Source organism: Algibacter pectinivorans, from assembly GCF_900112595.1.
GTDB classification, from domain to species: domain Bacteria; phylum Bacteroidota; class Bacteroidia; order Flavobacteriales; family Flavobacteriaceae; genus Algibacter_B; species Algibacter_B pectinivorans.
Map to the genome: position 1 here is coordinate 117,583 of NZ_FOMI01000001.1, position 20,556 is coordinate 138,138.

The window sequence follows — 20,556 nt, forward strand, 5'->3', positions numbered from 1 at the left end:
GAAAAGCTTCACGAAAAAATCATGAAGCTTAATAATAATATAAAATATATTAAATATTATCTTTCGTCAATAGGAACAAACTTTCTTTCGGTTGCACCAATATAAATTTGTCTTGGTCTTCCAATCGGCTCTTTACGTAAACGCATTTCTCTCCATTGTGCAATCCAACCTGGTAAACGACCTAAAGCAAACATTACGGTAAACATATCTGTTGGGATACCCATTGCTCTGTAAATAATACCAGAATAAAAATCGACATTAGGATATAACTTACGGTCTACAAAGTAAGGATCTTCTAAAGCTTCTTTTTCTAAACCTTTAGCGATATTTAAAATAGGATCTTTAACACCTAAATCTTCTAGAACTTCATCGGCAGCAACTTTAATAATTTTTGCACGAGGATCGAAGTTTTTATAAACACGGTGACCGAATCCCATTAAACGGAATGGATCAGATTTGTCCTTTGCTTTAGCCATGTACTTTTTAGTATCACCACCATCTGTTTTTATAGCTTCAAGCATTTCTAATACAGCTTGATTAGCACCACCGTGAAGCGGTCCCCAAAGTGCAGAAATACCAGCAGAAATAGAAGCAAATAAACCAACATGAGAAGAACCTGCTATTCTTACAGTCGATGTAGAACAATTTTGTTCGTGATCTGCATGAAGGATTAATAACTTATCTAAAGCATCTACTAAAATTTTGTTTTGTTCATACTCGCCATTTGGCTTTTTAAACATCATTTTTAAGATGTTTTCTACATAGCCAATAGTATTATCTCCATAGTTTAACGGTAATCCAGATTTTTTTCTGAATGTCCATGCTACTAGCACAGGGAATTTACCTAATAAACGTACTACTGAGTTGTACATATCTTCTTCCGAATCCACATCAACGGTTGATGGATTAAATGCAGTTAATGCGCTTGTTAAAGAAGAAATAACACCCATTGGATGTGCTGCTTTAGGAAAAGCATCTATTATTTTTTTAACGTCTTCATCAACAACAGCTTCAGCTTTTATGTCGTCATGAAATTTTTCGTTTTGTTCTTTAGTTGGAAGTTCTCCAAAAATTAAAAGGTAAGCAACTTCTAAAAAATCAGCCTTTTCTGCTAATTCTTCAATAGAATATCCTCGGTATCTTAAAACACCTTTTTCCCCATTTAAAAAGGTAATTGCACTTTCGCATGACCCTGTATTTTTATATCCCGGATCAATTGTTATTACTCCTCCAGAGCTGGCTCTAAGTTTTGTAATATCTATAGCAACTTCGTTTTCTGTTCCAGTGATTAATGGAAATTCATGTTTTTCACCGTTTATTTCTAGAATAGCTTTATCTGACATGTTTTTTCTAAATAATTTTTTGTTTAGTTATGCGGAACGCTAATCTACGAAATATCTATTTATTTTTTTAATATATCTAAAACGATTTCGTGATTTTAAGAAATATTAAAATTGATGGAATAAAAAAAGCGATTATTAAAAAATAATCGCTTTTCAACTAAATAAAATAAATTCTTTTTATTTTATTTTGAATGCATTTTCTTGTGGAAAATAAGCAACCTCTCCAAGTTCTTCTTCAATACGAAGTAATTGGTTGTATTTTGCCATACGATCACTACGAGAAGCAGATCCTGTTTTAATTTGACCTGTATTTAATGCTACTGCTAAATCGGCAATAGTATTATCTTCAGTTTCACCAGAACGGTGAGACATTACAGAAGTATATCCAGCATTATGTGCCATGTTTACAGCAGCAATAGTTTCGGTTAAAGTTCCAATTTGGTTTACTTTAATTAAAATAGAATTTGCAATTCCTTCTTTAATACCTCTTGATAAACGCTCTACATTAGTTACAAATAAATCATCACCAACTAATTGTACTTTATCTCCAATTAATTCAGTTAAGTATTTCCAACCTTCCCAGTCATTTTCATCCATACCGTCTTCAATTGATACAATAGGATACTTAGATGCTAATTCAGCTAAATATTCAGCTTGTTCTTTACTTGTTCTTACAACACCTGAATCACCTTCAAATTTCTTGTAATCATATTTACCATCAACAAAAAATTCTGCCGATGCACAATCTAAAGCTATTTTAACTTCGTCACCAAATTTGTAACCTGCATTTGCCACTGCTTTTGCAATAGTGTCTAATGCATCTTCAGTTCCTCCTTCTAAATTTGGAGCAAAACCACCTTCATCACCTACAGCTGTACTTAAGTTTCTGTCGTGCAATACTTTTTTAAGGTTATGGAAAATTTCAGTTCCCATTTGCATAGCATGCGTAAAGTTTTTGGCCTTAACTGGCATAATCATAAACTCCTGGAATGCAATTGGCGCATCACTATGAGATCCACCATTAATAATATTCATCATTGGTAAAGGAAGCGTATTCGCAGAAACACCACCTACGTAACGGTATAATGGCATATTTAACTCATTAGCTGCAGCTTTGGCTACGGCTAAAGATACACCTAAAATAGCGTTCGCTCCTAATTTTGATTTATTTGGCGTACCATCTAAATCGATCATTATTTTATCAATAAGGTTTTGTTCAAACACTGAAACACCTAATAACTCCTCTGCAATAATTGAGTTTACGTTATCAACTGCTTTTAAAACACCTTTACCCATATAAGTATCTCCGCCATCGCGTAACTCAACAGCCTCATGTTCTCCTGTTGATGCACCAGATGGCACAGCAGCTCTACCTAATATTTGATTTTCAGTTACTACATCTACTTCAACGGTAGGGTTACCTCTTGAATCTAGTATTTGTCTTGCGTGGACATTAATTATTATACTCATAATTGCTTTATTTTAAAATCTTTTAATTAGTTCAAATTTACGTTTTAATCCGGTTAATTTTTAGATGTTTTTAAATAAATTGGTAAAATTACATCTATAACGTTTTAGTAAAAAAAAACCTCAAAAACCAGGCATCTGGTTTTGAGGTTTTTTTAATATTAGTTCTTTAAATTTTCGATAAATTGATCGAAAAGATAAGACGAATCATGTGGTCCTGGACTAGCTTCAGGGTGGTACTGTACCGAAAACACTTTTTTGTTTTTCATGGCTAAACCTGCCACCGTATCATCATTTAAGTGTAAGTGGGTAATTTCTAAATCTGTATTTGCCTCGGCATCTTCCCTGTTTACAGCAAAACCATGATTTTGGGATGTAATTTCACCTTTTCCTGTAATTAAGTTTTTTACAGGGTGGTTTATTCCTCTATGCCCATTGTGCATTTTGTATGTTGATATACCATTTGCAAGCGCTATAACTTGGTGTCCTAAACAAATACCAAATAATGGCAAGTCTCTTTTTATAATTTCTTTAGCTACTTCTTGTGCTTCCACTAATGGCTCCGGATCTCCAGGTCCATTAGATAAAAAGTATCCATCTGGCTTAAAAGCTTCTAATTCCTCAAACTTAGCGTTATATGGAAAAACTTTAATGTATGCGTCTCTACTAGCTATATTTCTAAGAATGTTCTTTTTAATACCAATATCTAAGGCTGCTACTTTGTAAGTTGCGTTCTCATCACCAAAATAATAAGGTTCTTTAGTAGACACTTTAGAAGCTAACTCTAATCCTTCCATATTAGGAACTTCTGCCAACTGCTTTTTTAAACCTTCAATATTATCTACATCGGTTGAAATAACAGCATTCATTGCTCCATGATCCCTAATATAACTTACTAAAGCACGAGTATCAACATCTGAGATAGCTAATAAGTTATTCTTATCTAAAAAAGATTCTAACGAATCATTGGCTGCCTCTCGTGAATACACATAACTAAAGTTTTTAACAATGAGTCCAGCTATTTTAATAGAATCTGATTCCACTTCTTCATCATTAACACCATAATTACCAATATGTGCATTAGTAGCGACCATTAACTGACCATAATAAGAAGGGTCTGTAAAAATTTCTTGATAACCAGTCATTCCCGTATTAAAACAAACTTCGCCAAATGACGTACCTTGCTTATTACCAACTGCTTTTCCGTAAAAAATAGTACCATCTGCTAGAAGAACGATGGCTTTTTGTCTTTTTTGATATTTCATAATTCTTTTGAAAAGTTTCGCAAAATTGCACAAAAAAAAGGATAAACTAAAATAGTTTACCCTTTTTTATATTAAATGCTTATTAACATCTATTCTTCTTCGTTAGATACTTTATTCTCAACAGGAGCCGCTGCAGGTTTAGAACCACCTCTTCTACTTCTTCTAGTTGTTTTCTTTTTCTCTTTTCCAGCATTATAGATTTCGTTGTAATCAACAAGCTCTATCATAGCCATATCAGCATTATCACCTAAACGATTTCCTAACTTAATAATTCTAGTATAACCTCCTGGACGATCTGCTATTTTTGCAGCAACATCTCTAAACAATTCAGCAACGGCATCTTTTTGTCTAAGTTTAGCCATAACAATACGTCTGTTATGTGTTGTATCAACCTTTGATTTTGTAATCATTGGCTCAACAAATTGCTTTAAAGCTTTAGCTTTAGCTACAGTTGTATTAATACGTTTGTGCTCTATTAAAGAACAAGCCATATTAGCTAACATAGCTTTTCTATGTGCTGTTTGTCTTCCTAAGTGGTTTACTTTTTTTCCGTGTCTCATGACCTTTGTTTTATCATCTTGCTACTAAACTCGTAAATCGAGGAGCAAAATATGATTAATTAATCTTTATCTAATTTATATTTACTTAAGTCCATTCCGAAATTTAATCCTTTAACATTTACAAGCTCTTCAAGCTCTGTTAAAGACTTCTTACCGAAGTTTCTGAATTTCATTAAATCATTTTTATTGAAAGATACTAAGTCTCCTAGAGTATCAACCTCTGCAGCTTTTAAACAGTTAAGTGCACGTACAGATAAATCCATATCGATTAACTTAGTTTTAAGTAACTGACGCATATGAAGAGATTCCTCATCATAAGTTTCAGTTTGAGCAATTTCATCAGCCTCTAAAGTGATACGCTCATCTGAGAATAACATAAAGTGGTGAATTAATGTTTTAGCTCCTTCTGTTAAAGCATCTTGTGGCGTGATTGAACCATCTGTAATAATTTCAAAAACTAATTTTTCATAATCAGTTTTTTGTTCTACACGATAGTTTTCAATACTATATTTAACATTTTTTATTGGTGTGTAAATTGAATCTGTAAAGATTGTACCTATTGGTGCTGAAGCTTTCTTATTTTCTTCTGCCGGAACATAACCTCTACCTTTTTCAATAGTAATTTCCATATTAAAATTCACCTTAGGATCTAGGTTACAGATTACTAATTCTGTATTTAAAACCTGGAAACCAGAAATGAATTTTTGAAAATCACCAGCTGTAATTCTATCTTGACCAGAAATTGAAATTGAAATAGATTCATTATCAATATCCTCAATTTGTCTTTTAAATCGAACTTGCTTTAAGTTTAAGATGATTTCTGTTACATCTTCCACTACACCAGAAATTGCTGAAAACTCATGATCAACACCTTCTATTCTTACAGATGTAATAGCAAAACCTTCAAGAGAAGATAATAGTACTCTTCTTAAAGCATTTCCTACTGTTAAACCATAACCAGGCTCTAAAGGTCTGAATTCGAATTTACCTTCGAAATCAGTAGAATCAATCATGATTACCTTATCTGGTTTTTGAAAATTAAATACTGCCATTTTTTTTCTTCGTTTTAATTGTTATTTAGTTGCGCGGTTTAAAAGTTTGAAGAAATACTTATAAACCCTTTGGCTAAATACCAATATTATTAATTTATTATTTAGAGTATAATTCTACTATGAATTGCTCGTTTATGTTTTCTGGAATTTGAATTCTTGCCGGAACAGAAACATAAGTTCCTTGTTTCGTATCAGAATTCCAAGTGATCCACTCATAAACGTTACTTGAATTAGAAAGAGATCTTTCAATAGTTTCAAGTGATTTTGATTTTTCTCTTACAGCAACAACATCACCAGCTTTTAATTGGTAAGAAGGAATATTTACCAACTCGCCATTTACTGTAATATGTCTGTGAGAAACTAATTGTCTTGCACCACTTCTTGTTGGAGCAATACCCATTCTAAACACAACGTTATCCAATCTAGACTCACAAAGTTGTAAAAGAACCTCACCAGTAATACCTTGTGCAGCTCTAGCCTTTTTAAATAGACCTCTAAATTGACGCTCTAATATACCGTAAGTATATTTTGCTTTTTGCTTCTCCATTAACTGGATTGCATATTCAGATTTTTTTCCACGACGACGCGCGTTACCGTGTTGCCCAGGAGGGTAATTTCTTTTTTCGAATGATTTGTCATCTCCGAATATAGCTTCGCCAAATTTACGAGCTATTTTAGTTTTAGGACCAGTATATCTTGCCATTTTAAATTTGTTTTGAGAGTGATTATGAATTAAGGTCTTAATCTTATCCTTCGAAAATCGTTGATCTCTCGTTAATACTTGTTAATTATTTTTTTCAGTTTGCAAATTTACACAAAAAATTAATATCATCTGAAATACAGATGATATTAATTTTTCTATTTGCTTTATTTAATTTTAGTTAACTAACTAAATTAAACTCTTCTTCTTTTAGGAGGACGACATCCATTATGTGGTAATGGAGTAACATCGATAATTTCTGTTACTTCAATTCCTGCGTTATGAATAGAACGAATAGCAGATTCTCTACCATTTCCTGGTCCTTTAACATACACCTTTACTTTTTTCAATCCTGCTTCTGTTGCTACTGCTGCAGCATCTTCAGCCGCTAATTGAGCAGCATATGGTGTGTTTTTCTTAGAACCTCTAAATCCCATTTTACCAGCAGAAGACCATGAAATTACATCTCCTTTTTTGTTGGTAAGTGAAATAATGATGTTATTGAATGAAGCCGTTACGTGCGCTTCACCAACCGCATCAACAATAACTTTACGTTTTTTTGTACTTGTTTTTGCCATTTTATTTTTAGCTTTTAGTTTTAGTGATAGTCGCTAGAATCCTAAACTATTATAATTTCAAACAGATTCCTTCCAACGTCTAAATACCTAAAGACTAATTATTATTTAGTTGCTTTCTTTTTGTTAGCAACAGTTTTTCTTCTACCTTTTCTGGTTCTAGAGTTGTTTTTAGTACGTTGTCCTCTTAATGGAAGACCCGATCTATGACGAATACCTCTATAACATCCAATATCCATTAATCGCTTAATGTTTAATTGCGTTTCAGAACGTAATTCACCTTCGATAGTAAAAGTTCCAACAGCGTCACGAATTCCAGAAATCTGATCGTCCGTCCAGTCTTGAACTTTTGTACTTTCATCAACTTTAGCCTCAGCTAAAATTTCTTTTGCTCTACTTCTACCTATTCCATAGATATAAGTTAAAGAGATAACTCCCCTTTTGTTTTTTGGTATGTCTACACCTGCAATTCTTGCCATAATTACCCTTGTCTTTGTTTAAATCTAGGATTCTTTTTGTTAATTACGTAAAGTCTTCCTTTTCTACGCACAATTTTACAATCTGCGCTTCTTTTTTTAATTGATGCTCTTACTTTCATCGTATTAGTATCTATAAGTTATTCGAGCCTTAGTTAAATCATAAGGACTCATTTCTAATTTTACTTTATCTCCGGGTAACAATTTAATGTAATGCATACGCATTTTACCAGAAATATGTGCTGTCACAATGTGACCATTTTCTAATTCAACACGAAACATAGCATTAGATAATGCCTCTATAATTGTTCCGTCTTGTTCTATTGCTGCTTGTTTTGCCATAGTATAAAATTAAGCTACTGCTTTTCTATTTTTACCTGTTTTCATCAAACCATCATAGTGTCTATTTAACAAATAAGAATTTATTTGTTGCATAGTGTCAATTGCAACTCCTACCATAATTAATAACGATGTTCCTCCAAAAAATAAAGCCCATCCTTGTTGAACTCCCATAAGTTTAACAATAAACGCTGGAAATATAGCGATAAGTGCTAAAAATATAGAACCAGGTAAGGTTATTTGAGACATTATTTTATCTAAATACTCAGAGGTTTCAGATCCTGGACGTATACCTGGAATAAACCCACCACTACGCTTTAAATCGTCTGCCATTTTATTGGTAGGCACTGTTATTGCTGTATAAAAATAAGTAAAAACTATAATTAATAAAGCAAAGGTAAGGTTATACCAAAAACCAAACATATCAGAATAATTGGTTTGCATCCATGCACCTGCTGCCGTTTCTTTTAAGAAAGATGATCCTCCAATTAAGCTTGGCACAAACATAATAGCTTGAGCAAAAATAATTGGCATTACACCCGAAGCATTAAGCTTTAAAGGAATGTATTGTCTTGATCCTGCCATGGCGCTTTTCTCGTAACCACCAGAAGCGGTTCTTCTTGCGTATTGTACTGCTATCTTTCTAACACCCATTACTAACATAATAGACGCTAAGATAATAACAAACCAAATAACAAACTCAATTAATACCATCATTAAACCACCGTTTCCACCACCTTCTAATCTAGTAGCTGCATTTTGTAAAAATGATTGTGGTAATGTAGCAATAATACCTACCATAATTAATAATGAAATACCATTACCAATACCTTTATCGGTTATTTTTTCACCTAACCACATTGCAAATATACAGCCTGTTACTAAAATAGTAACCGATGAGAAATAGAATAATGGTCCAGTACCTAAAAGAAATGCACTTTGTGGAATTCCTAATGCTGGTAAACTTGCCAAATATCCTGGGGCTTGTAATAAACAAATAGCAATGGTTAACCAACGCGTAATTTGATTTATTTTTTTCTGACCACTAGCACCCTCTTTTTGCAATTTTTGCAAATAAGGGATCGCTATTCCCATTAACTGTACAACAATAGAAGCAGAGATGTATGGCATGATACCCAAAGCGAAAACCGAAGCATTAGCAAATGCACCTCCTGTAAAAGCGTTAAGCAAACCTAACAAACCTCCGTCTGTTTTTTCGGCTAGACCACCTAATTGAGAAGCATCGATACCTGGTAATACTACTTGAGCACCAAAACGATAAACTAATAACAGACTCAAAGTTACAATGATTCTGTTTCTTAGTTCCTCTATTTTCCAAACATTCTTAATTGATTCTATAAATTTCATACTTATAAAAAGTCTTATATAGTTACAGCTTCTCCTCCAGCAGCTTCAATAGCAGCTTTTGCTGAAGCAGTAAACTTGTGAGCAGTTACTTTTAATTTTGCTTTTAATTCTCCACGTCCCATGATTTTTACTAAATCATTTTTGTTTACTAAACGGTTTGTGAATAATGTTTCAAAATCAACTGTATCTTTAATTTTCTTATCATCAACCAATTGTTGCAAAGTATCTAAATTGATCCCTTGGTGTTCAATACGGTTAATGTTAGTAAAACCAAACTTAGGAACACGTCTTTGAAGCGGCATTTGACCACCTTCAAATCCTAGTTTCTTAGAATAACCAGAACGAGATTTAGCTCCTTTGTGACCACGAGTTGCCGTACCACCTTTTCCTGAGCCTTGTCCTCTACCTATCCTTTTACCTTGGTTTTTTACTGAACCTTCTGCAGGTTTTAAATTACTTAAATCCATTTTTCAGTTTATATTTTTAAGCTTCTTCAACAGAAACTAAATGTGAAACTTTAGCAACCATACCAAGAATATTTGGTGTAGCTTCATGCTCTTTTACTTGACCAATCTTTTTAAGACCAAGAGCTTCTAAAGTTCTTTTTTGTCTTTGCGTACGATTGATTGCGCTTTTAACTTTTTTTACTTTAATTTTTGCCATCTCTGTCTTTATTAAGCGTTAAAAACTTGTTCAAGTGTAATACCTCTATCTCTAGCAATAGCATTCGCATCTCTTAATTGTAATAAAGCATCAAAAGTTGCTTTTACTACGTTATGAGGGTTTGAAGATCCTTGAGATTTTGATAATACATCATGTACACCAACTGCCTCAAGAACTGTTCTTACAGCACCACCAGCAATTACTCCTGTACCAGGGGCAGCAGGAATAATATTTACTCTAGCTCCGCCATATTTACCTTTTTGCTCATGTGGTAACGTTCCTTTAATAATAGGAATTCTCACTAGGTTTTTCTTAGCATCTTCAACCGCTTTTGCAATTGCACTAGCAACGTCTTTAGATTTTCCTAAACCTTGTCCTACAACACCTGCTTCGTCACCAACCACAACGATTGCTGAAAAACCAAATGCTCTACCACCTTTAGTTACCTTAGTAACTCTCTGTACACCAACTAAACGATCTTTAAGATCTAATCCACCTGGTTTTACTAATTCTGCACTTTTATATTTTTTAAACATAATTTCTTAGAATTTAAGTCCTGCTTCTCTAGCGCCTTCTGCTAATGATTTTACTCTACCGTGGTATAAATATCCACCTCTATCAAAAGCAATAGTTTCTATACCAGCCTTCATAGCTTTTTCGGCAATTGCTTTACCTACTAATTTTGCTACTTCGGTTTTGGTTGCTTTCGCAGCACTAATGTCTTTATCTCTTGAAGATGCTGAACTGATTGTATTACCAGTAACATCATCAACTATCTGAGCATAAATTTCTTTATTGCTTCTATAAACAGCTAATCTTGGTCTTGCTTCTGTACCAGAAACAACCTTACGGATTCTGTTTTTTATTCTTAGTCTTCTTTCGTTCTTTGTCAATGCCATAACTTAATTATTAAGCTGATTTACCTGCTTTTCTTCTTATTTCTTCACCAACAAACTTAACACCTTTTCCTTTATAAGGTTCAGGCTTTCTAAATCCACGGATCTTCGCAGCTACTTGACCAACAAGTTGTTTATCGAATGATGTTAATTTTATAATTGGATTTTTCCCTTTTTCAGATATAGTTTCCACCTTTACTTCTGGAGCAACATCTAAAATAATGTTATGAGAAAACCCTAAGGCTAAATCTAATTTTTGTCCTTGGTTTGATGCTCTATAACCTACACCTACCAATTCTAATTCTTTAGTCCATCCTTTAGATACACCTTCGACCATATTATGCATTAATGATCTGTATAAACCATGTTTTGCTTTTTGGTCTTTAGTATCAGAAGAGCGTGTAACTAACACATTTGCTTCTTCTACTTTAATTTCTATAGAATCGTAATTTTGAGTTAACTCTCCTAATTTTCCTTTTACAGTTACCACGTTATCCTTAACGTCAACTGTTACACCTTCTGGAATGGCTATTGGATTATTTCCTATTCTTGACATTTCTTTCTGGCTTTAAATTAGTGTACGTAACATAAAATTTCTCCTCCTACGTTATCTCTTTTGGCTTGTTTACCTGTCATAACTCCGTGAGAAGTTGAAACAATAGCAATACCTAAACCATTTAAGATACGTGGCAAATCATTAGCTCCTGCATACTTACGTAAACCTGGAGTACTGATTCTTTGAAGTTTTTTAATTACTGGTTCCTTTGTTTCTTTGTTGTACTTAAGAGCTATTTTAATAGTTCCTTGCACAGAAGAATCATCAAATTTGTAACTTAAAATATATCCTTGTTCGAATAATATTTTAGTGATGTCTTTTTTAAGATTAGAAGCAGGGATCTCTACCACTCTGTGGTTAGCACGCACTGCGTTTCTAATTCTTGTCAAATAATCCGCAATTGGATCTGAGTACATAATGAATTGATTTTGTGGTCTTGGTTTTCGAACTATTTCGAACCTTAAACCCGATTATTTAAATAATATTACCAACTAGCTTTTCTTACTCCAGGAATAAGACCTTGATTGGCCATTTCTCTGAACGTTACACGAGAAATACCAAAGGTTCTCATATATCCTTTTGGTCTTCCTGTTAATTTACATCTATTATGCTGACGAATAGGAGATGCATTTTTAGGTAACTTTTGTAATGCTTCGTAATCTCCAGCTTCTTTTAAAGCTTTACGTTTCTCAGCATATTTAGCTACTGTTTTAGCTCTTTTCACCTCGCGGGCTTTCATTGATTCTTTAGCCATGTCTTAGTTTTTTTGAAAAGGTAATCCTAATTCAGTTAATAATGATTTTGCTTCTTTATCAGTATCAGCAGTAGTTACAAATGTAATATCCATACCTGAAATTTTATTAACTTTATCAATATTAATTTCTGGGAATATAATTTGCTCAGTAATTCCTAAGTTGTAATTACCTCTACCATCAAATCCTGTAGCTTTTATACCGTTAAAATCTCTAACACGTGGAAGTGCAGAAGTTACTAAACGGTCTAAAAATTCATACATTTTTTCACCACGTAAAGTTACTTTAACACCAATTGGCATTCCTTTACGTAATTTAAATGTTGCAACATCCTTTTTAGATAATGTAGCGATTGCTTTTTGTCCAGATATAGCAGTTACCTCTTCTAACGCGTAGTCGATTAACTTTTTGTCTGCAACTGCAGCTCCAACACCTTTAGATATTACTATCTTGGTAAGTTTAGGAACTTGCATTACATTTTTATATCCAAATTCGTCTGTAAGAGCAGCAATTATTTTGCTATTATACTCTTCTTTAAGTCTTGGTGAATATGCCATAACTATATTACTTCATTAGATTTTGTTGAAAATCTTACTTTTTTATCGCCTTCTACTTTATAACCAACTCTAGTTGTTTCTCCTTTTGAAGTTAACAATGATAAGTTAGAAATATGAATAGCTGCTTCTTTCTCTACGATTCCTCCTTGAGGGTTTTGTGCACTTGGTTTAGTATGTTTCTTTACCATGTTTACACCCTCAACAATCGCTTTGTTCTTTTCTATTAATACTTTTTGAACTTTACCTTCAGATCCTTTATGATCTCCAGCAATAACTCTTACAGTATCTCCAGTTTTTATTTTAAGCTTTGTCATCTTACTTATAATGTATTAAAGCACCTCTGGTGCTAATGATACAATCTTCATGAATTGTTTATCACGAAGCTCTCTAGCAACAGGACCAAATACACGTGTTCCTCTCATTTCACCCGTTGGGTTTAATAATACACAAGCATTGTCATCAAATCTTATATAAGATCCGTCTGGTCTTCTTACTTCTTTCTTGGTACGCACAACAACTGCTGTAGAAACTGCTTTTTTCTTAATGTTTCCATTAGGAGTTGCATCCTTAACAGAAACAACTATTTTGTCTCCTACAGAAGCATATCTTCTTTTAGTACCTCCTAAAACACGGATCACTAAAACTTCTTTTGCTCCAGTATTGTCTGCTACTTTTATTCTTGATTCTTGCTGTAACATAATTATTTAGCTCTTTCTAGGATTTCTACTAATCTCCAACATTTAGATTTACTTAAAGGTCTTGTTTCCATGATCTTTACTGTATCTCCAATATTACAATCGTTTGTCTCGTCGTGTGCAACATATTTTTTTGTTTTTAACACGAACTTACCATACATAGGGTGCTTAACTTTTTTAACCTCTGCAACAACTATTGATTTTTGCATTTTGTTACTAGTAACAACTCCTATACGTTCTTTTCTTAAATTTCTTGTTTCCATCTTTCAGCAGAATTATTGTAATTCTCTTTTAGTTAATTCAGTCGCAATTCTAGCTACTGTTCTTCTTAAAGAACGTAATTGAATTGGATTTTCTAAAGGAGATATTGCATGAGCCAATTTTAGGTCTGAATAACTCTTTTTTGTTTCACCAAGTTTCTCTTGTAACTCAGCTACCGATAATTCTTTAATTTCTGATTGTTTCATCATCTTAAATTATTATGCTTCGTAATCGCGAGCGATTAAAAACTTAGTTTTTACTGGTAATTTTTGTGCAGCTAAACGTAATGCTTCTTTTGCAACGTCTAATGGCACACCACCAATTTCAAATAAAACACGACCTGGTCTACATACTGCTACCCATAATTCGACAGCACCTTTACCTTTACCCATACGTACTTCAAGAGGCTTTTTTGTAATAGGCTTGTCTGGAAATATTTTTATCCAAAGTTGACCTTCTCTTTTCATGTAACGAGTGGCGGCAATACGAGCTGCTTCGATTTGACGAGCAGTAATAAACGTAGCGTCCATTGCTTTTATTCCAAAAGTACCGTTTGAAAGTTGATGACCTCTACCAGAGAGTCCTTTCATACGTCCTTTTTGTTGTTTACGAAATTTTGTTCTTTTAGGCTGTAACATTTTTCTTTAATTTATAAAAAATTACTTTCTACGACGAGGTCCTTTGTTTCCTCCTCTTCCGGCTCCACCTTTTCCTTGCTTCTTAGATAATCCAACAAGCGGAGAAAGTTCTCTTTTACCATATACTTCACCTTTCATGATCCATACTTTAACACCTAATCTACCATAAGTAGTATGTGCCTCAACTAAAGCATAATCAATATCGGCTCTAAAAGTTGATAAAGGAATACGTCCTTCTTTGTAGTGTTCTGAACGTGCCATTTCAGCTCCATTTAAACGACCACTAATTTGGATTTTAATTCCTTCAGCATTCATACGCATTGTTGCAGCAATAGCCATCTTAATTGCACGTCTGTATGATATTCTATTTTCAATTTGACGAGCGATGCTAGATCCTACTAAAAACGCATCAAGTTCAGGTCTTTTAATTTCAAAGATATTAATCTGAACTTCCTTTCCAGTAATTTTCTTAAGCTCTTCTTTTAACTTGTCTACCTCTTGACCACCTTTTCCGATAATAATACCAGGTCTAGCAGTAGTGATAGTAACGGTTACAAGTTTTAAAGTTCTTTCGATAATTACTCTACTAACACTAGCTTTAGATAAACGCGCGTGAACGTATTTTCTAATCTTATCGTCTTCGGCAAGTTTATCACCATAATCGTTTCCTCCGTACCAGTTAGATTCCCATCCTCTGATAATTCCTAAGCGATTTCCGATTGGATTTGTCTTTTGTCCCATACTCTTTATTAAGCTTGTGTGTTATTATTAGCTCCTACCACTATTGTTACATGGTTAGAACGTTTTCTAATTCTGTGTGCACGACCTTGAGGTGCTGGACGTAATCTTTTTAACATAGATCCGCCATCTACTCTAATCTCTTTAACAATCAATTCAGCCTCTTCAATACTAGCCTCTTCGTTTTTAGCTTGCCAGTTTGCAATTGCAGACAATAACAATTTCTCTAAACGACCAGAAGCTTCCTTTTGGTTGAATTTTAATATATTAAGTGCATGTTCTACTTTTTCACCTCTTACTAAATCGGCTACTAAACGCATTTTTCTCGGTGATGTAGGACAGTTATTAAGCTTAGCAAAAGCAACGTGTTTTTTTGCTTCCTTAATAGCGTCTGCCATTTGTTTTTTACGACTTCCCATAGCTTACTACTTTTTACCTTTATTTTTAGCACCTGCATGCCCACGGAATGAACGTGTTGGTGAAAATTCTCCTAATTTATGACCTACCATGTTTTCAGTTACATATACTGGTACAAATTGACGGCCATTATGTACTGCTATTGTTTGTCCAACAAAATCTGGAGTAATCATACTAGCACGAGACCAAGTTTTGATTACTGTCTTTTTGTTATTCTCAACATTAACAGCTACTTTCTTTTCTAATTTATAATGAACGTAAGGTCCTTTTTTTAATGATCTTGCCATGTCTTATTTCTTTCTACGTTCTACAATATACTTATTACTTGCCTTAGTTTTAGAACGGGTTCTGTAACCTTTAGCTGGAATACCATTTCTAGAACGAGGATGTCCACCTGAAGACTTACCTTCACCACCACCCATTGGGTGATCAACTGGATTCATTACTACTGGTCTAGTACGTGGTCTTCTTCCTAACCATCTTGTTCTACCTGCTTTACCACCTACTAATAATTGGTGATCTGAGTTAGATACAACACCTATTGTAGCCATACATCCTGCAAGAATTAATCTTGTTTCACCTGAAGGTAACTTAACTGTAGCAAACTTACCATCTCTTGCCATTAATTGAGCAAAAGCACCTGCACTACGAGCCATAATAGCTCCTTGACCAGGACGTAACTCTATACAAGAAATAATAGTTCCTAATGGAATTTCACTTAATGGCATTGCATTTCCAATTTCTGGAGCAACACCTTCTTTACCAGATACTACATTTTGCCCAACTTGAAGTCCATTTTGAGCAATAATATATCTTTTTTCGCCATCTTGATAATTCAATAAAGCAATAAAAGCTGTTCTGTTTGGATCGTATTGGATTGAAGCTACTTCACCAGGTATACCTGCTTTGTCTCTTTTAAAATCGATAATACGATACTTTCTTTTATGACCACCACCTATATAGCGCATGGTCATTTTTCCTTGACTGTTTCTACCACCAGACCTTTTATTCGGAACGAGTAAACTCTTTTCCGGCTTATCAGTAGTAATGGCGTCATAACCATTTACTACTCTAAATCGCTGTCCTGGTGTGATTGGTTTTAATTTTCTTACTGACATTTGTCTTTAATTACATGTTACTGTATAAATCAATCATTTCACCTTCCGCCAGTTGTACAATTGCCTTTTTAACAGCATTTGTTTTACCATGTTGAATACCAGTTTTAGTAAACTTGGTACTACGATCTGGACGGACATTTATAGTACGAACTTTTTCAACAGAAACACCATAAGCAGCCTCAACCGCTTTTTTGATTTCTACCTTGTTCGCCTTAGTTTTCACTGCGAAAGTGTAGCAGTTTCTCAACTCGCTATTAGCTGTCGCTTTTTCTGTGATTATAGGTTTAATTAAGATACTCATTGTTTCTATTTACTTAAATTTGTTTCAATTCCTGCTAAAGCTCCTTCTAACAATACTACTTGTCCTGCATTAAGTATTTTATAAGTACTTAATTCTGAAGAAGTTATAACTTCTGTGCTTTTTAAATTACGCGATGACAAATATACGTTATTATTTGACCCACCCAACACAAACAGTGTTTTTTTGTTTTCTAACTCTAAAGCCTTTAAAACTGCAGTAAAGTTTTTAGTCTTTACATTATCGAAATTAAAATCTTCTAATACTGTAATTGACTTTTCTCCTGCTTTGATACTTAAGGCAGACTTACGTGCTAAACGCTTTAAGTTTTTATTAAGTTTGAAGCTGTAATTTCTTGGTCTTGGACCGAACATACGACCACCACCTTTAAATACACCAGACTTAATACTACCTGCTCTTGCTGTACCAGTTCCTTTTTGCTTTTTAATCTTACGTGTAGATCCAGAAATCTCAGCTCTTTCTTTCGATTTGTGAGTTCCTTGACGTTGGTTTGCTAAATATTGTTTAACATCCAAATATACTGCATGATTATTAGGCTCAATAGCAAACACATCTTTAGAAAGGTCTGCCTTTCTACCTGTGTCTTTTCCGTTTATATCTAAAACTGCTACTTTCATTATTTTCTAATAATTACATAAGCGTTTTTGTGACCAGGAACACATCCTTTAACCACAAGTAGATTCTTTTCAGTAACTACTTTTAAAACTCTTAAATTTTGAACTTTAACTGTGTCTCCACCCATTCTTCCTGCCATTTTCATGCCTTTAAAAACACGAGCAGGGTAAGATGCAGCTCCAATAGATCCTGGCGCTCTTAAACGGTTATGTTGACCGTGAGTAGCTTGACCTACACCACCGAAACCATGACGTTTTACAACACCTTGAAATCCTTTACCTTTTGATGTTCCTGCGATATCAACAAATTCACCTTCAGCGAAATGTTCTACAGTTATAGCATCACCTAATTTGTACTCCGCATCAAAACCTTTGAATTCAACAACTTTGCGTTTTACAGAAGTACCCGCTTTTTTAGCATGACCTAAGTCTGCTTTAGTAGCGCTTTTTTCTGTCGCGTCATCGAAACCTAATTGAACAGCAGAATAGCCGTCAACCTCTTCAGTTCTGACTTGGGTAACGATACATGGTCCAGCTTCGATTACTGTACAAGGAATGTTTTTCCCGTTTTCATCAAAGATGCTGGTCATACCGATTTTTTTTCCAATTAACCCAGACATAATTATTTATTTAATTTATTACTATTTGTTATTAAAATTCAAGGCTGAAAATACGTTTCAGCCTTGAATTGTATTTTTACCGTTTTTCCCTCGCACGCAGCTCAGGACATGTAAGTTTAATTATTAAACTTTTATCTCTACTTCAACACCACTTGGTAACTCAAGCTTCATTAACGCATCAATTGTTTTTGATGACGAAGAGTAGATATCCAATAATCTCTTGTAAGATGATAATTGAAATTGCTCTCTTGATTTCTTGTTTACGTGTGGAGAACGTAATACAGTGAAAATTTTCTTGTGCGTTGGTAATGGAATTGGTCCAGTTACAACAGCACCAGTACTCTTTACTGTTTTTACAATCTTATCAGCAGACTTATCTACTAAGTTGTGATCGTAAGATTTTAATTTTATTCTGATTTTTTGACTCATTTTCTTAAGATTTACGATTCAACTCCTTTAGCTGCCTTAATTACTTCTTCAGATATGTTAGAAGGCGTTTCAGCATAGTGAGAAAATTCCATTGTTGATGTTGCACGACCAGAAGATAAAGTTCTTAAAGTTGTAACATAACCAAACATTTCAGATAATGGAACAGTAGCTTTTACAGTTTTTGCACCAGCTCTATCTCCCATATCACTTACTTGACCTCTTCTTCTATTTAAATCACCTACAATATCACCCATGTTTTCTTCTGGAGTGATAACTTCAAGTTTCATAATAGGCTCCATAATAACAGCCTTAGCTGCTTTTGCAACGTTTTTGAAACCTAATTTTGCTGCTAATTCGAAAGACAATTGATCCGAATCCACATCGTGGTAAGACCCATCCTTTAAAGTAACTTTCATAGCATCGATTTCGTAACCTGCTAAAGGTCCGTTAACCATTGCTTGTTTGAATCCTTTTTCAATAGAAGGGATAAATTCTTTAGGAACGTTACCACCTTTAATTACAGATTCAAATTGAAGACCTACTTGACCTTCATCAGCTGGCTCTACAGTAAATACGATATCTGCGAATTTACCACGACCACCAGATTGTTTCTTGTAAACTTCTCTATGATCAGCAGAAGCGGTAATAGCCTCTTTGTATTCAACTTGAGGTTGACCTTGATTAACCTCTACTTTAAATTCACGTTTTAAACGATCTACAATTACATCTAAGTGTAACTCACCCATTCCAGAAATAATAGTCTGTCCTGAAGCTTCGTCTGAACGTACAGTAAAAGTTGGATCTTCCTCAGCTAATTTAGCTAAGCCCATCCCTAATTTATCAACATCAGCCTTAGTTTTAGGCTCAACCGCGATACCAATTACTGGATCTGGGAAGTCCATAGACTCTAATACTATAGGGTGCTTTTCATCTGAAAGTGTATCTCCTGTTTTGATAGATTTAAATCCTACAGCAGCTCCAATATCTCCAGCTTCAATAAAATCAATTGCATTTTGCTTGTTAGCGTGCATTTGATAGATACGAGAGATACGTTCTTTTTTACCAGAACGGTTATTTAAAACGTAAGAACCAGCATCTAAACGACCAGAATACGCTCTAAAGAATGCTAAACGGCCTACAAAAGGATCTGTAGCAATCTTAAATGCTAAAGCTGCAAATGGCTCCTTAACACTTGGCTTACGTATTTCTTCTTTTTCTGTAGTTGGATTAACACCCACAATACCTTCTTTATCTGTTGGAGAAGGTAAATAACGACATACAGCATCTAATAAGAACTGAACACCTTTATTTTTAAATGCAGAACCACAAATCATTGGAATAATAGCCATATCCATTACAGCAGCTCTAAGTGCAGCGTGCACTTCTTCTTCTGTAATAGAATCTTCATCTTCCATGAATTTTTCTAAAAGATTCTCGTCGTAACCAGCTACTTCTTCAATAAGTAATGCACGGTACTTACGAGCTTCTTCTTTTAAATCGTCTGGAATCTCAATAACATCAAAAGTTGCCCCTTGAGTTTCATCATGCCAAACAATAGCTCTGTTTTTTACTAAATCTATGATACCTTTAAACTCATCCTCGTCACCAATGTTTAAAACGATTGGCACCGCATTTGATTTTAACATATCTTTTACTTGTTGACAAACTCCTAAAAAGTCTGATCCTTGACGGTCCATTTTATTAACGAAACCAATTCTAGGCACTTTATAGTTATCAGCAAGTCTCCAGTTAGTTTCAGATTGAGGCTCAACACCATCAACCGCACTAAACAAGAATACTAACCCATCCAGTACACGTAAAGAACGATTTACCTCTACAGTAAAATCTACGTGACCCGGAGTATCAATTATATTAAAGTGATATCCTTTAGTTTCAGGTGTTGGCTCTCCGTTTTCAATTGGGAACTTCCAAGTACAAGTAGTAGCAGCAGAAGTAATTGTAATACCTCTCTCTTGCTCTTGCTCCATCCAGTCCATTGTAGCGGCACCATCATGCACCTCACCAATTTTGTGAGAAACACCTGTATAATAAAGTATACGCTCTGTTGTAGTAGTTTTTCCTGCATCAATATGTGCAGCAATACCTATATTTCTAGTGAATTTTAAATCTCTTGCCAT

At 34.2% G+C, this 20,556-nt stretch carries 33 protein-coding genes; all 33 read right to left on the bottom strand.

Annotated features, from left to right (window positions below; all coding sequences use genetic code 11):
* Positions 1 to 56 precede the first annotated feature (56 nt).
* A complete protein-coding gene (locus BMY96_RS00485; RefSeq protein ID WP_092847704.1) occupies positions 57 to 1,343 on the bottom strand; it encodes a citrate synthase in 1,287 nt (428 codons plus the stop codon).
* A 177-nt stretch (positions 1,344 to 1,520) separates the two neighbouring features.
* Positions 1,521 to 2,813, bottom strand: a complete 1,293-nt coding sequence (gene eno / locus BMY96_RS00490) for a phosphopyruvate hydratase (RefSeq protein WP_092847707.1) — start codon at positions 2,811 to 2,813, stop codon at positions 1,521 to 1,523.
* Positions 2,814 to 2,971: 158 nt separating this feature from the next.
* A complete protein-coding gene (gene carA, locus BMY96_RS00495; protein WP_092847709.1) occupies positions 2,972 to 4,075 on the bottom strand; it encodes a glutamine-hydrolyzing carbamoyl-phosphate synthase small subunit in 1,104 nt (367 codons plus the stop codon).
* An 89-nt stretch (positions 4,076 to 4,164) separates the two neighbouring features.
* Positions 4,165 to 4,635 (bottom strand): 50S ribosomal protein L17, encoded by a 471-nt coding sequence (gene rplQ, locus BMY96_RS00500; protein WP_092847711.1) that lies wholly within the window; start codon positions 4,633 to 4,635, stop codon positions 4,165 to 4,167.
* Between the two features lie 59 nt (positions 4,636 to 4,694).
* Entirely contained in the window at positions 4,695 to 5,687 is a 993-nt protein-coding gene (locus BMY96_RS00505) for a DNA-directed RNA polymerase subunit alpha (RefSeq protein WP_092847713.1), read from the bottom strand.
* Between the two features lie 97 nt (positions 5,688 to 5,784).
* Entirely contained in the window at positions 5,785 to 6,390 is a 606-nt protein-coding gene (gene rpsD / locus BMY96_RS00510; RefSeq protein ID WP_092847715.1) for a 30S ribosomal protein S4, read from the bottom strand.
* A 191-nt stretch (positions 6,391 to 6,581) separates the two neighbouring features.
* On the bottom strand, positions 6,582 to 6,965 hold the full coding sequence (gene rpsK, locus BMY96_RS00515; RefSeq protein WP_092847718.1) for a 30S ribosomal protein S11: 384 nt from the start codon (positions 6,963 to 6,965) through the stop codon (positions 6,582 to 6,584).
* A 101-nt stretch (positions 6,966 to 7,066) separates the two neighbouring features.
* The gene (gene rpsM, locus BMY96_RS00520; protein ID WP_092847720.1) at positions 7,067 to 7,441 is read right to left on the bottom strand and encodes a 30S ribosomal protein S13; all 375 of its coding nucleotides are present in this window, start codon (positions 7,439 to 7,441) and stop codon (positions 7,067 to 7,069) included.
* Between the two features lie 2 nt (positions 7,442 to 7,443).
* On the bottom strand, positions 7,444 to 7,560 hold the full coding sequence (ykgO, locus tag BMY96_RS00525; protein WP_010519235.1) for a type B 50S ribosomal protein L36: 117 nt from the start codon (positions 7,558 to 7,560) through the stop codon (positions 7,444 to 7,446).
* Between the two features lie 4 nt (positions 7,561 to 7,564).
* A complete protein-coding gene (gene infA, locus BMY96_RS00530; protein WP_007094967.1) occupies positions 7,565 to 7,780 on the bottom strand; it encodes a translation initiation factor IF-1 in 216 nt (71 codons plus the stop codon).
* A gap of 9 nt (positions 7,781 to 7,789) precedes the next feature.
* The gene (secY, locus tag BMY96_RS00535; protein WP_092847722.1) at positions 7,790 to 9,145 is read right to left on the bottom strand and encodes a preprotein translocase subunit SecY; all 1,356 of its coding nucleotides are present in this window, start codon (positions 9,143 to 9,145) and stop codon (positions 7,790 to 7,792) included.
* A gap of 14 nt (positions 9,146 to 9,159) precedes the next feature.
* Complete coding sequence (gene rplO, locus BMY96_RS00540; protein ID WP_092847725.1) at positions 9,160 to 9,612, bottom strand: 50S ribosomal protein L15; 453 nt, start codon at positions 9,610 to 9,612, stop codon at positions 9,160 to 9,162.
* 16 nt (positions 9,613 to 9,628) lie between these two features.
* Complete coding sequence (gene rpmD, locus BMY96_RS00545; protein ID WP_019386285.1) at positions 9,629 to 9,808, bottom strand: 50S ribosomal protein L30; 180 nt, start codon at positions 9,806 to 9,808, stop codon at positions 9,629 to 9,631.
* Positions 9,809 to 9,819: 11 nt separating this feature from the next.
* Positions 9,820 to 10,344: a 30S ribosomal protein S5 gene (gene rpsE / locus BMY96_RS00550; protein ID WP_092847729.1), complete on the bottom strand. Its 525-nt coding sequence runs from the start codon at positions 10,342 to 10,344 to the stop codon at positions 9,820 to 9,822.
* 6 nt (positions 10,345 to 10,350) lie between these two features.
* Entirely contained in the window at positions 10,351 to 10,707 is a 357-nt protein-coding gene (gene rplR / locus BMY96_RS00555) for a 50S ribosomal protein L18 (protein WP_092847732.1), read from the bottom strand.
* A 10-nt stretch (positions 10,708 to 10,717) separates the two neighbouring features.
* On the bottom strand, positions 10,718 to 11,260 hold the full coding sequence (gene rplF, locus BMY96_RS00560; protein ID WP_092847735.1) for a 50S ribosomal protein L6: 543 nt from the start codon (positions 11,258 to 11,260) through the stop codon (positions 10,718 to 10,720).
* A gap of 17 nt (positions 11,261 to 11,277) precedes the next feature.
* Positions 11,278 to 11,676, bottom strand: a complete 399-nt coding sequence (gene rpsH / locus BMY96_RS00565) for a 30S ribosomal protein S8 (protein WP_092847737.1) — start codon at positions 11,674 to 11,676, stop codon at positions 11,278 to 11,280.
* A 68-nt stretch (positions 11,677 to 11,744) separates the two neighbouring features.
* Positions 11,745 to 12,014 carry a 30S ribosomal protein S14 gene (rpsN, locus tag BMY96_RS00570; protein ID WP_040278732.1) on the bottom strand — a complete coding sequence of 90 codons (270 nt, stop codon included), beginning with the start codon at positions 12,012 to 12,014 and terminating at the stop codon, positions 11,745 to 11,747.
* A gap of 3 nt (positions 12,015 to 12,017) precedes the next feature.
* On the bottom strand, positions 12,018 to 12,569 hold the full coding sequence (gene rplE / locus BMY96_RS00575) for a 50S ribosomal protein L5 (protein ID WP_092847740.1): 552 nt from the start codon (positions 12,567 to 12,569) through the stop codon (positions 12,018 to 12,020).
* A gap of 2 nt (positions 12,570 to 12,571) precedes the next feature.
* Entirely contained in the window at positions 12,572 to 12,883 is a 312-nt protein-coding gene (rplX, locus tag BMY96_RS00580) for a 50S ribosomal protein L24 (protein ID WP_092847742.1), read from the bottom strand.
* Between the two features lie 15 nt (positions 12,884 to 12,898).
* Entirely contained in the window at positions 12,899 to 13,267 is a 369-nt protein-coding gene (rplN, locus tag BMY96_RS00585; protein ID WP_069831953.1) for a 50S ribosomal protein L14, read from the bottom strand.
* Between the two features lie 2 nt (positions 13,268 to 13,269).
* Positions 13,270 to 13,527: a 30S ribosomal protein S17 gene (gene rpsQ / locus BMY96_RS00590; protein WP_019386276.1), complete on the bottom strand. Its 258-nt coding sequence runs from the start codon at positions 13,525 to 13,527 to the stop codon at positions 13,270 to 13,272.
* Positions 13,528 to 13,539: 12 nt separating this feature from the next.
* Complete coding sequence (gene rpmC, locus BMY96_RS00595) at positions 13,540 to 13,731, bottom strand: 50S ribosomal protein L29 (protein ID WP_092848742.1); 192 nt, start codon at positions 13,729 to 13,731, stop codon at positions 13,540 to 13,542.
* A gap of 12 nt (positions 13,732 to 13,743) precedes the next feature.
* Complete coding sequence (gene rplP, locus BMY96_RS00600) at positions 13,744 to 14,163, bottom strand: 50S ribosomal protein L16 (RefSeq protein ID WP_092847745.1); 420 nt, start codon at positions 14,161 to 14,163, stop codon at positions 13,744 to 13,746.
* Between the two features lie 21 nt (positions 14,164 to 14,184).
* On the bottom strand, positions 14,185 to 14,904 hold the full coding sequence (gene rpsC / locus BMY96_RS00605) for a 30S ribosomal protein S3 (protein ID WP_092847748.1): 720 nt from the start codon (positions 14,902 to 14,904) through the stop codon (positions 14,185 to 14,187).
* 8 nt (positions 14,905 to 14,912) lie between these two features.
* The gene (gene rplV / locus BMY96_RS00610; protein WP_092847751.1) at positions 14,913 to 15,320 is read right to left on the bottom strand and encodes a 50S ribosomal protein L22; all 408 of its coding nucleotides are present in this window, start codon (positions 15,318 to 15,320) and stop codon (positions 14,913 to 14,915) included.
* 6 nt (positions 15,321 to 15,326) lie between these two features.
* Positions 15,327 to 15,605 (bottom strand): 30S ribosomal protein S19, encoded by a 279-nt coding sequence (gene rpsS, locus BMY96_RS00615; RefSeq protein WP_034043300.1) that lies wholly within the window; start codon positions 15,603 to 15,605, stop codon positions 15,327 to 15,329.
* A gap of 3 nt (positions 15,606 to 15,608) precedes the next feature.
* Positions 15,609 to 16,436: a 50S ribosomal protein L2 gene (rplB, locus tag BMY96_RS00620; protein ID WP_092847755.1), complete on the bottom strand. Its 828-nt coding sequence runs from the start codon at positions 16,434 to 16,436 to the stop codon at positions 15,609 to 15,611.
* Positions 16,437 to 16,446: 10 nt separating this feature from the next.
* On the bottom strand, positions 16,447 to 16,737 hold the full coding sequence (rplW, locus tag BMY96_RS00625; RefSeq protein ID WP_072399589.1) for a 50S ribosomal protein L23: 291 nt from the start codon (positions 16,735 to 16,737) through the stop codon (positions 16,447 to 16,449).
* A gap of 5 nt (positions 16,738 to 16,742) precedes the next feature.
* A complete protein-coding gene (rplD, locus tag BMY96_RS00630; RefSeq protein WP_092847758.1) occupies positions 16,743 to 17,372 on the bottom strand; it encodes a 50S ribosomal protein L4 in 630 nt (209 codons plus the stop codon).
* Complete coding sequence (rplC, locus tag BMY96_RS00635; protein WP_092847761.1) at positions 17,372 to 17,989, bottom strand: 50S ribosomal protein L3; 618 nt, start codon at positions 17,987 to 17,989, stop codon at positions 17,372 to 17,374. The genes rplD and rplC overlap by 1 nt, the downstream gene beginning before the upstream one ends.
* A 123-nt stretch (positions 17,990 to 18,112) precedes the next feature.
* Positions 18,113 to 18,418 (bottom strand): 30S ribosomal protein S10, encoded by a 306-nt coding sequence (gene rpsJ, locus BMY96_RS00640; protein ID WP_007650482.1) that lies wholly within the window; start codon positions 18,416 to 18,418, stop codon positions 18,113 to 18,115.
* Between the two features lie 11 nt (positions 18,419 to 18,429).
* Positions 18,430 to 20,556, bottom strand: a complete 2,127-nt coding sequence (gene fusA, locus BMY96_RS00645; RefSeq protein ID WP_092847763.1) for an elongation factor G — start codon at positions 20,554 to 20,556, stop codon at positions 18,430 to 18,432.

Excerpts from the sequence above, each read along its gene's own strand:
- BMY96_RS00485 (WP_092847704.1), bottom strand. The coding sequence starts at position 1,343 with ATGTCAGATAAAGCTATTCTAGAAATAAACGGTGAAAAACATGAATTT.
- eno (WP_092847707.1), bottom strand. The coding sequence starts at position 2,813 with ATGAGTATAATAATTAATGTCCACGCAAGACAAATACTAGATTCAAGA.
- carA (WP_092847709.1), bottom strand. The coding sequence starts at position 4,075 with ATGAAATATCAAAAAAGACAAAAAGCCATCGTTCTTCTAGCAGATGGT.
- rplQ (WP_092847711.1), bottom strand. The coding sequence starts at position 4,635 with ATGAGACACGGAAAAAAAGTAAACCACTTAGGAAGACAAACAGCACAT.
- BMY96_RS00505 (WP_092847713.1), bottom strand. The coding sequence starts at position 5,687 with ATGGCAGTATTTAATTTTCAAAAACCAGATAAGGTAATCATGATTGAT.
- rpsD (WP_092847715.1), bottom strand. The coding sequence starts at position 6,390 with ATGGCAAGATATACTGGTCCTAAAACTAAAATAGCTCGTAAATTTGGC.
- rpsK (WP_092847718.1), bottom strand. The coding sequence starts at position 6,965 with ATGGCAAAAACAAGTACAAAAAAACGTAAAGTTATTGTTGATGCGGTT.
- rpsM (WP_092847720.1), bottom strand. The coding sequence starts at position 7,441 with ATGGCAAGAATTGCAGGTGTAGACATACCAAAAAACAAAAGGGGAGTT.
- ykgO (WP_010519235.1), bottom strand. The coding sequence starts at position 7,560 with ATGAAAGTAAGAGCATCAATTAAAAAAAGAAGCGCAGATTGTAAAATT.
- infA (WP_007094967.1), bottom strand. The coding sequence starts at position 7,780 with ATGGCAAAACAAGCAGCAATAGAACAAGACGGAACAATTATAGAGGCA.
- secY (WP_092847722.1), bottom strand. The coding sequence starts at position 9,145 with ATGAAATTTATAGAATCAATTAAGAATGTTTGGAAAATAGAGGAACTA.
- rplO (WP_092847725.1), bottom strand. The coding sequence starts at position 9,612 with ATGGATTTAAGTAATTTAAAACCTGCAGAAGGTTCAGTAAAAAACCAA.
- rpmD (WP_019386285.1), bottom strand. The coding sequence starts at position 9,808 with ATGGCAAAAATTAAAGTAAAAAAAGTTAAAAGCGCAATCAATCGTACG.
- rpsE (WP_092847729.1), bottom strand. The coding sequence starts at position 10,344 with ATGTTTAAAAAATATAAAAGTGCAGAATTAGTAAAACCAGGTGGATTA.
- rplR (WP_092847732.1), bottom strand. The coding sequence starts at position 10,707 with ATGGCATTGACAAAGAACGAAAGAAGACTAAGAATAAAAAACAGAATC.
- rplF (WP_092847735.1), bottom strand. The coding sequence starts at position 11,260 with ATGTCAAGAATAGGAAATAATCCAATAGCCATTCCAGAAGGTGTAACA.
- rpsH (WP_092847737.1), bottom strand. The coding sequence starts at position 11,676 with ATGTACTCAGATCCAATTGCGGATTATTTGACAAGAATTAGAAACGCA.
- rpsN (WP_040278732.1), bottom strand. The coding sequence starts at position 12,014 with ATGGCTAAAGAATCAATGAAAGCCCGCGAGGTGAAAAGAGCTAAAACA.
- rplE (WP_092847740.1), bottom strand. The coding sequence starts at position 12,569 with ATGGCATATTCACCAAGACTTAAAGAAGAGTATAATAGCAAAATAATT.
- rplX (WP_092847742.1), bottom strand. The coding sequence starts at position 12,883 with ATGACAAAGCTTAAAATAAAAACTGGAGATACTGTAAGAGTTATTGCT.
- rplN (WP_069831953.1), bottom strand. The coding sequence starts at position 13,267 with ATGTTACAGCAAGAATCAAGAATAAAAGTAGCAGACAATACTGGAGCA.
- rpsQ (WP_019386276.1), bottom strand. The coding sequence starts at position 13,527 with ATGGAAACAAGAAATTTAAGAAAAGAACGTATAGGAGTTGTTACTAGT.
- rpmC (WP_092848742.1), bottom strand. The coding sequence starts at position 13,731 with ATGAAACAATCAGAAATTAAAGAATTATCGGTAGCTGAGTTACAAGAG.
- rplP (WP_092847745.1), bottom strand. The coding sequence starts at position 14,163 with ATGTTACAGCCTAAAAGAACAAAATTTCGTAAACAACAAAAAGGACGT.
- rpsC (WP_092847748.1), bottom strand. The coding sequence starts at position 14,904 with ATGGGACAAAAGACAAATCCAATCGGAAATCGCTTAGGAATTATCAGA.
- rplV (WP_092847751.1), bottom strand. The coding sequence starts at position 15,320 with ATGGGAAGTCGTAAAAAACAAATGGCAGACGCTATTAAGGAAGCAAAA.
- rpsS (WP_034043300.1), bottom strand. The coding sequence starts at position 15,605 with ATGGCAAGATCATTAAAAAAAGGACCTTACGTTCATTATAAATTAGAA.
- rplB (WP_092847755.1), bottom strand. The coding sequence starts at position 16,436 with ATGTCAGTAAGAAAATTAAAACCAATCACACCAGGACAGCGATTTAGA.
- rplW (WP_072399589.1), bottom strand. The coding sequence starts at position 16,737 with ATGAGTATCTTAATTAAACCTATAATCACAGAAAAAGCGACAGCTAAT.
- rplD (WP_092847758.1), bottom strand. The coding sequence starts at position 17,372 with ATGAAAGTAGCAGTTTTAGATATAAACGGAAAAGACACAGGTAGAAAG.
- rplC (WP_092847761.1), bottom strand. The coding sequence starts at position 17,989 with ATGTCTGGGTTAATTGGAAAAAAAATCGGTATGACCAGCATCTTTGAT.
- rpsJ (WP_007650482.1), bottom strand. The coding sequence starts at position 18,418 with ATGAGTCAAAAAATCAGAATAAAATTAAAATCTTACGATCACAACTTA.
- fusA (WP_092847763.1), bottom strand. The coding sequence starts at position 20,556 with ATGGCAAGAGATTTAAAATTCACTAGAAATATAGGTATTGCTGCACAT.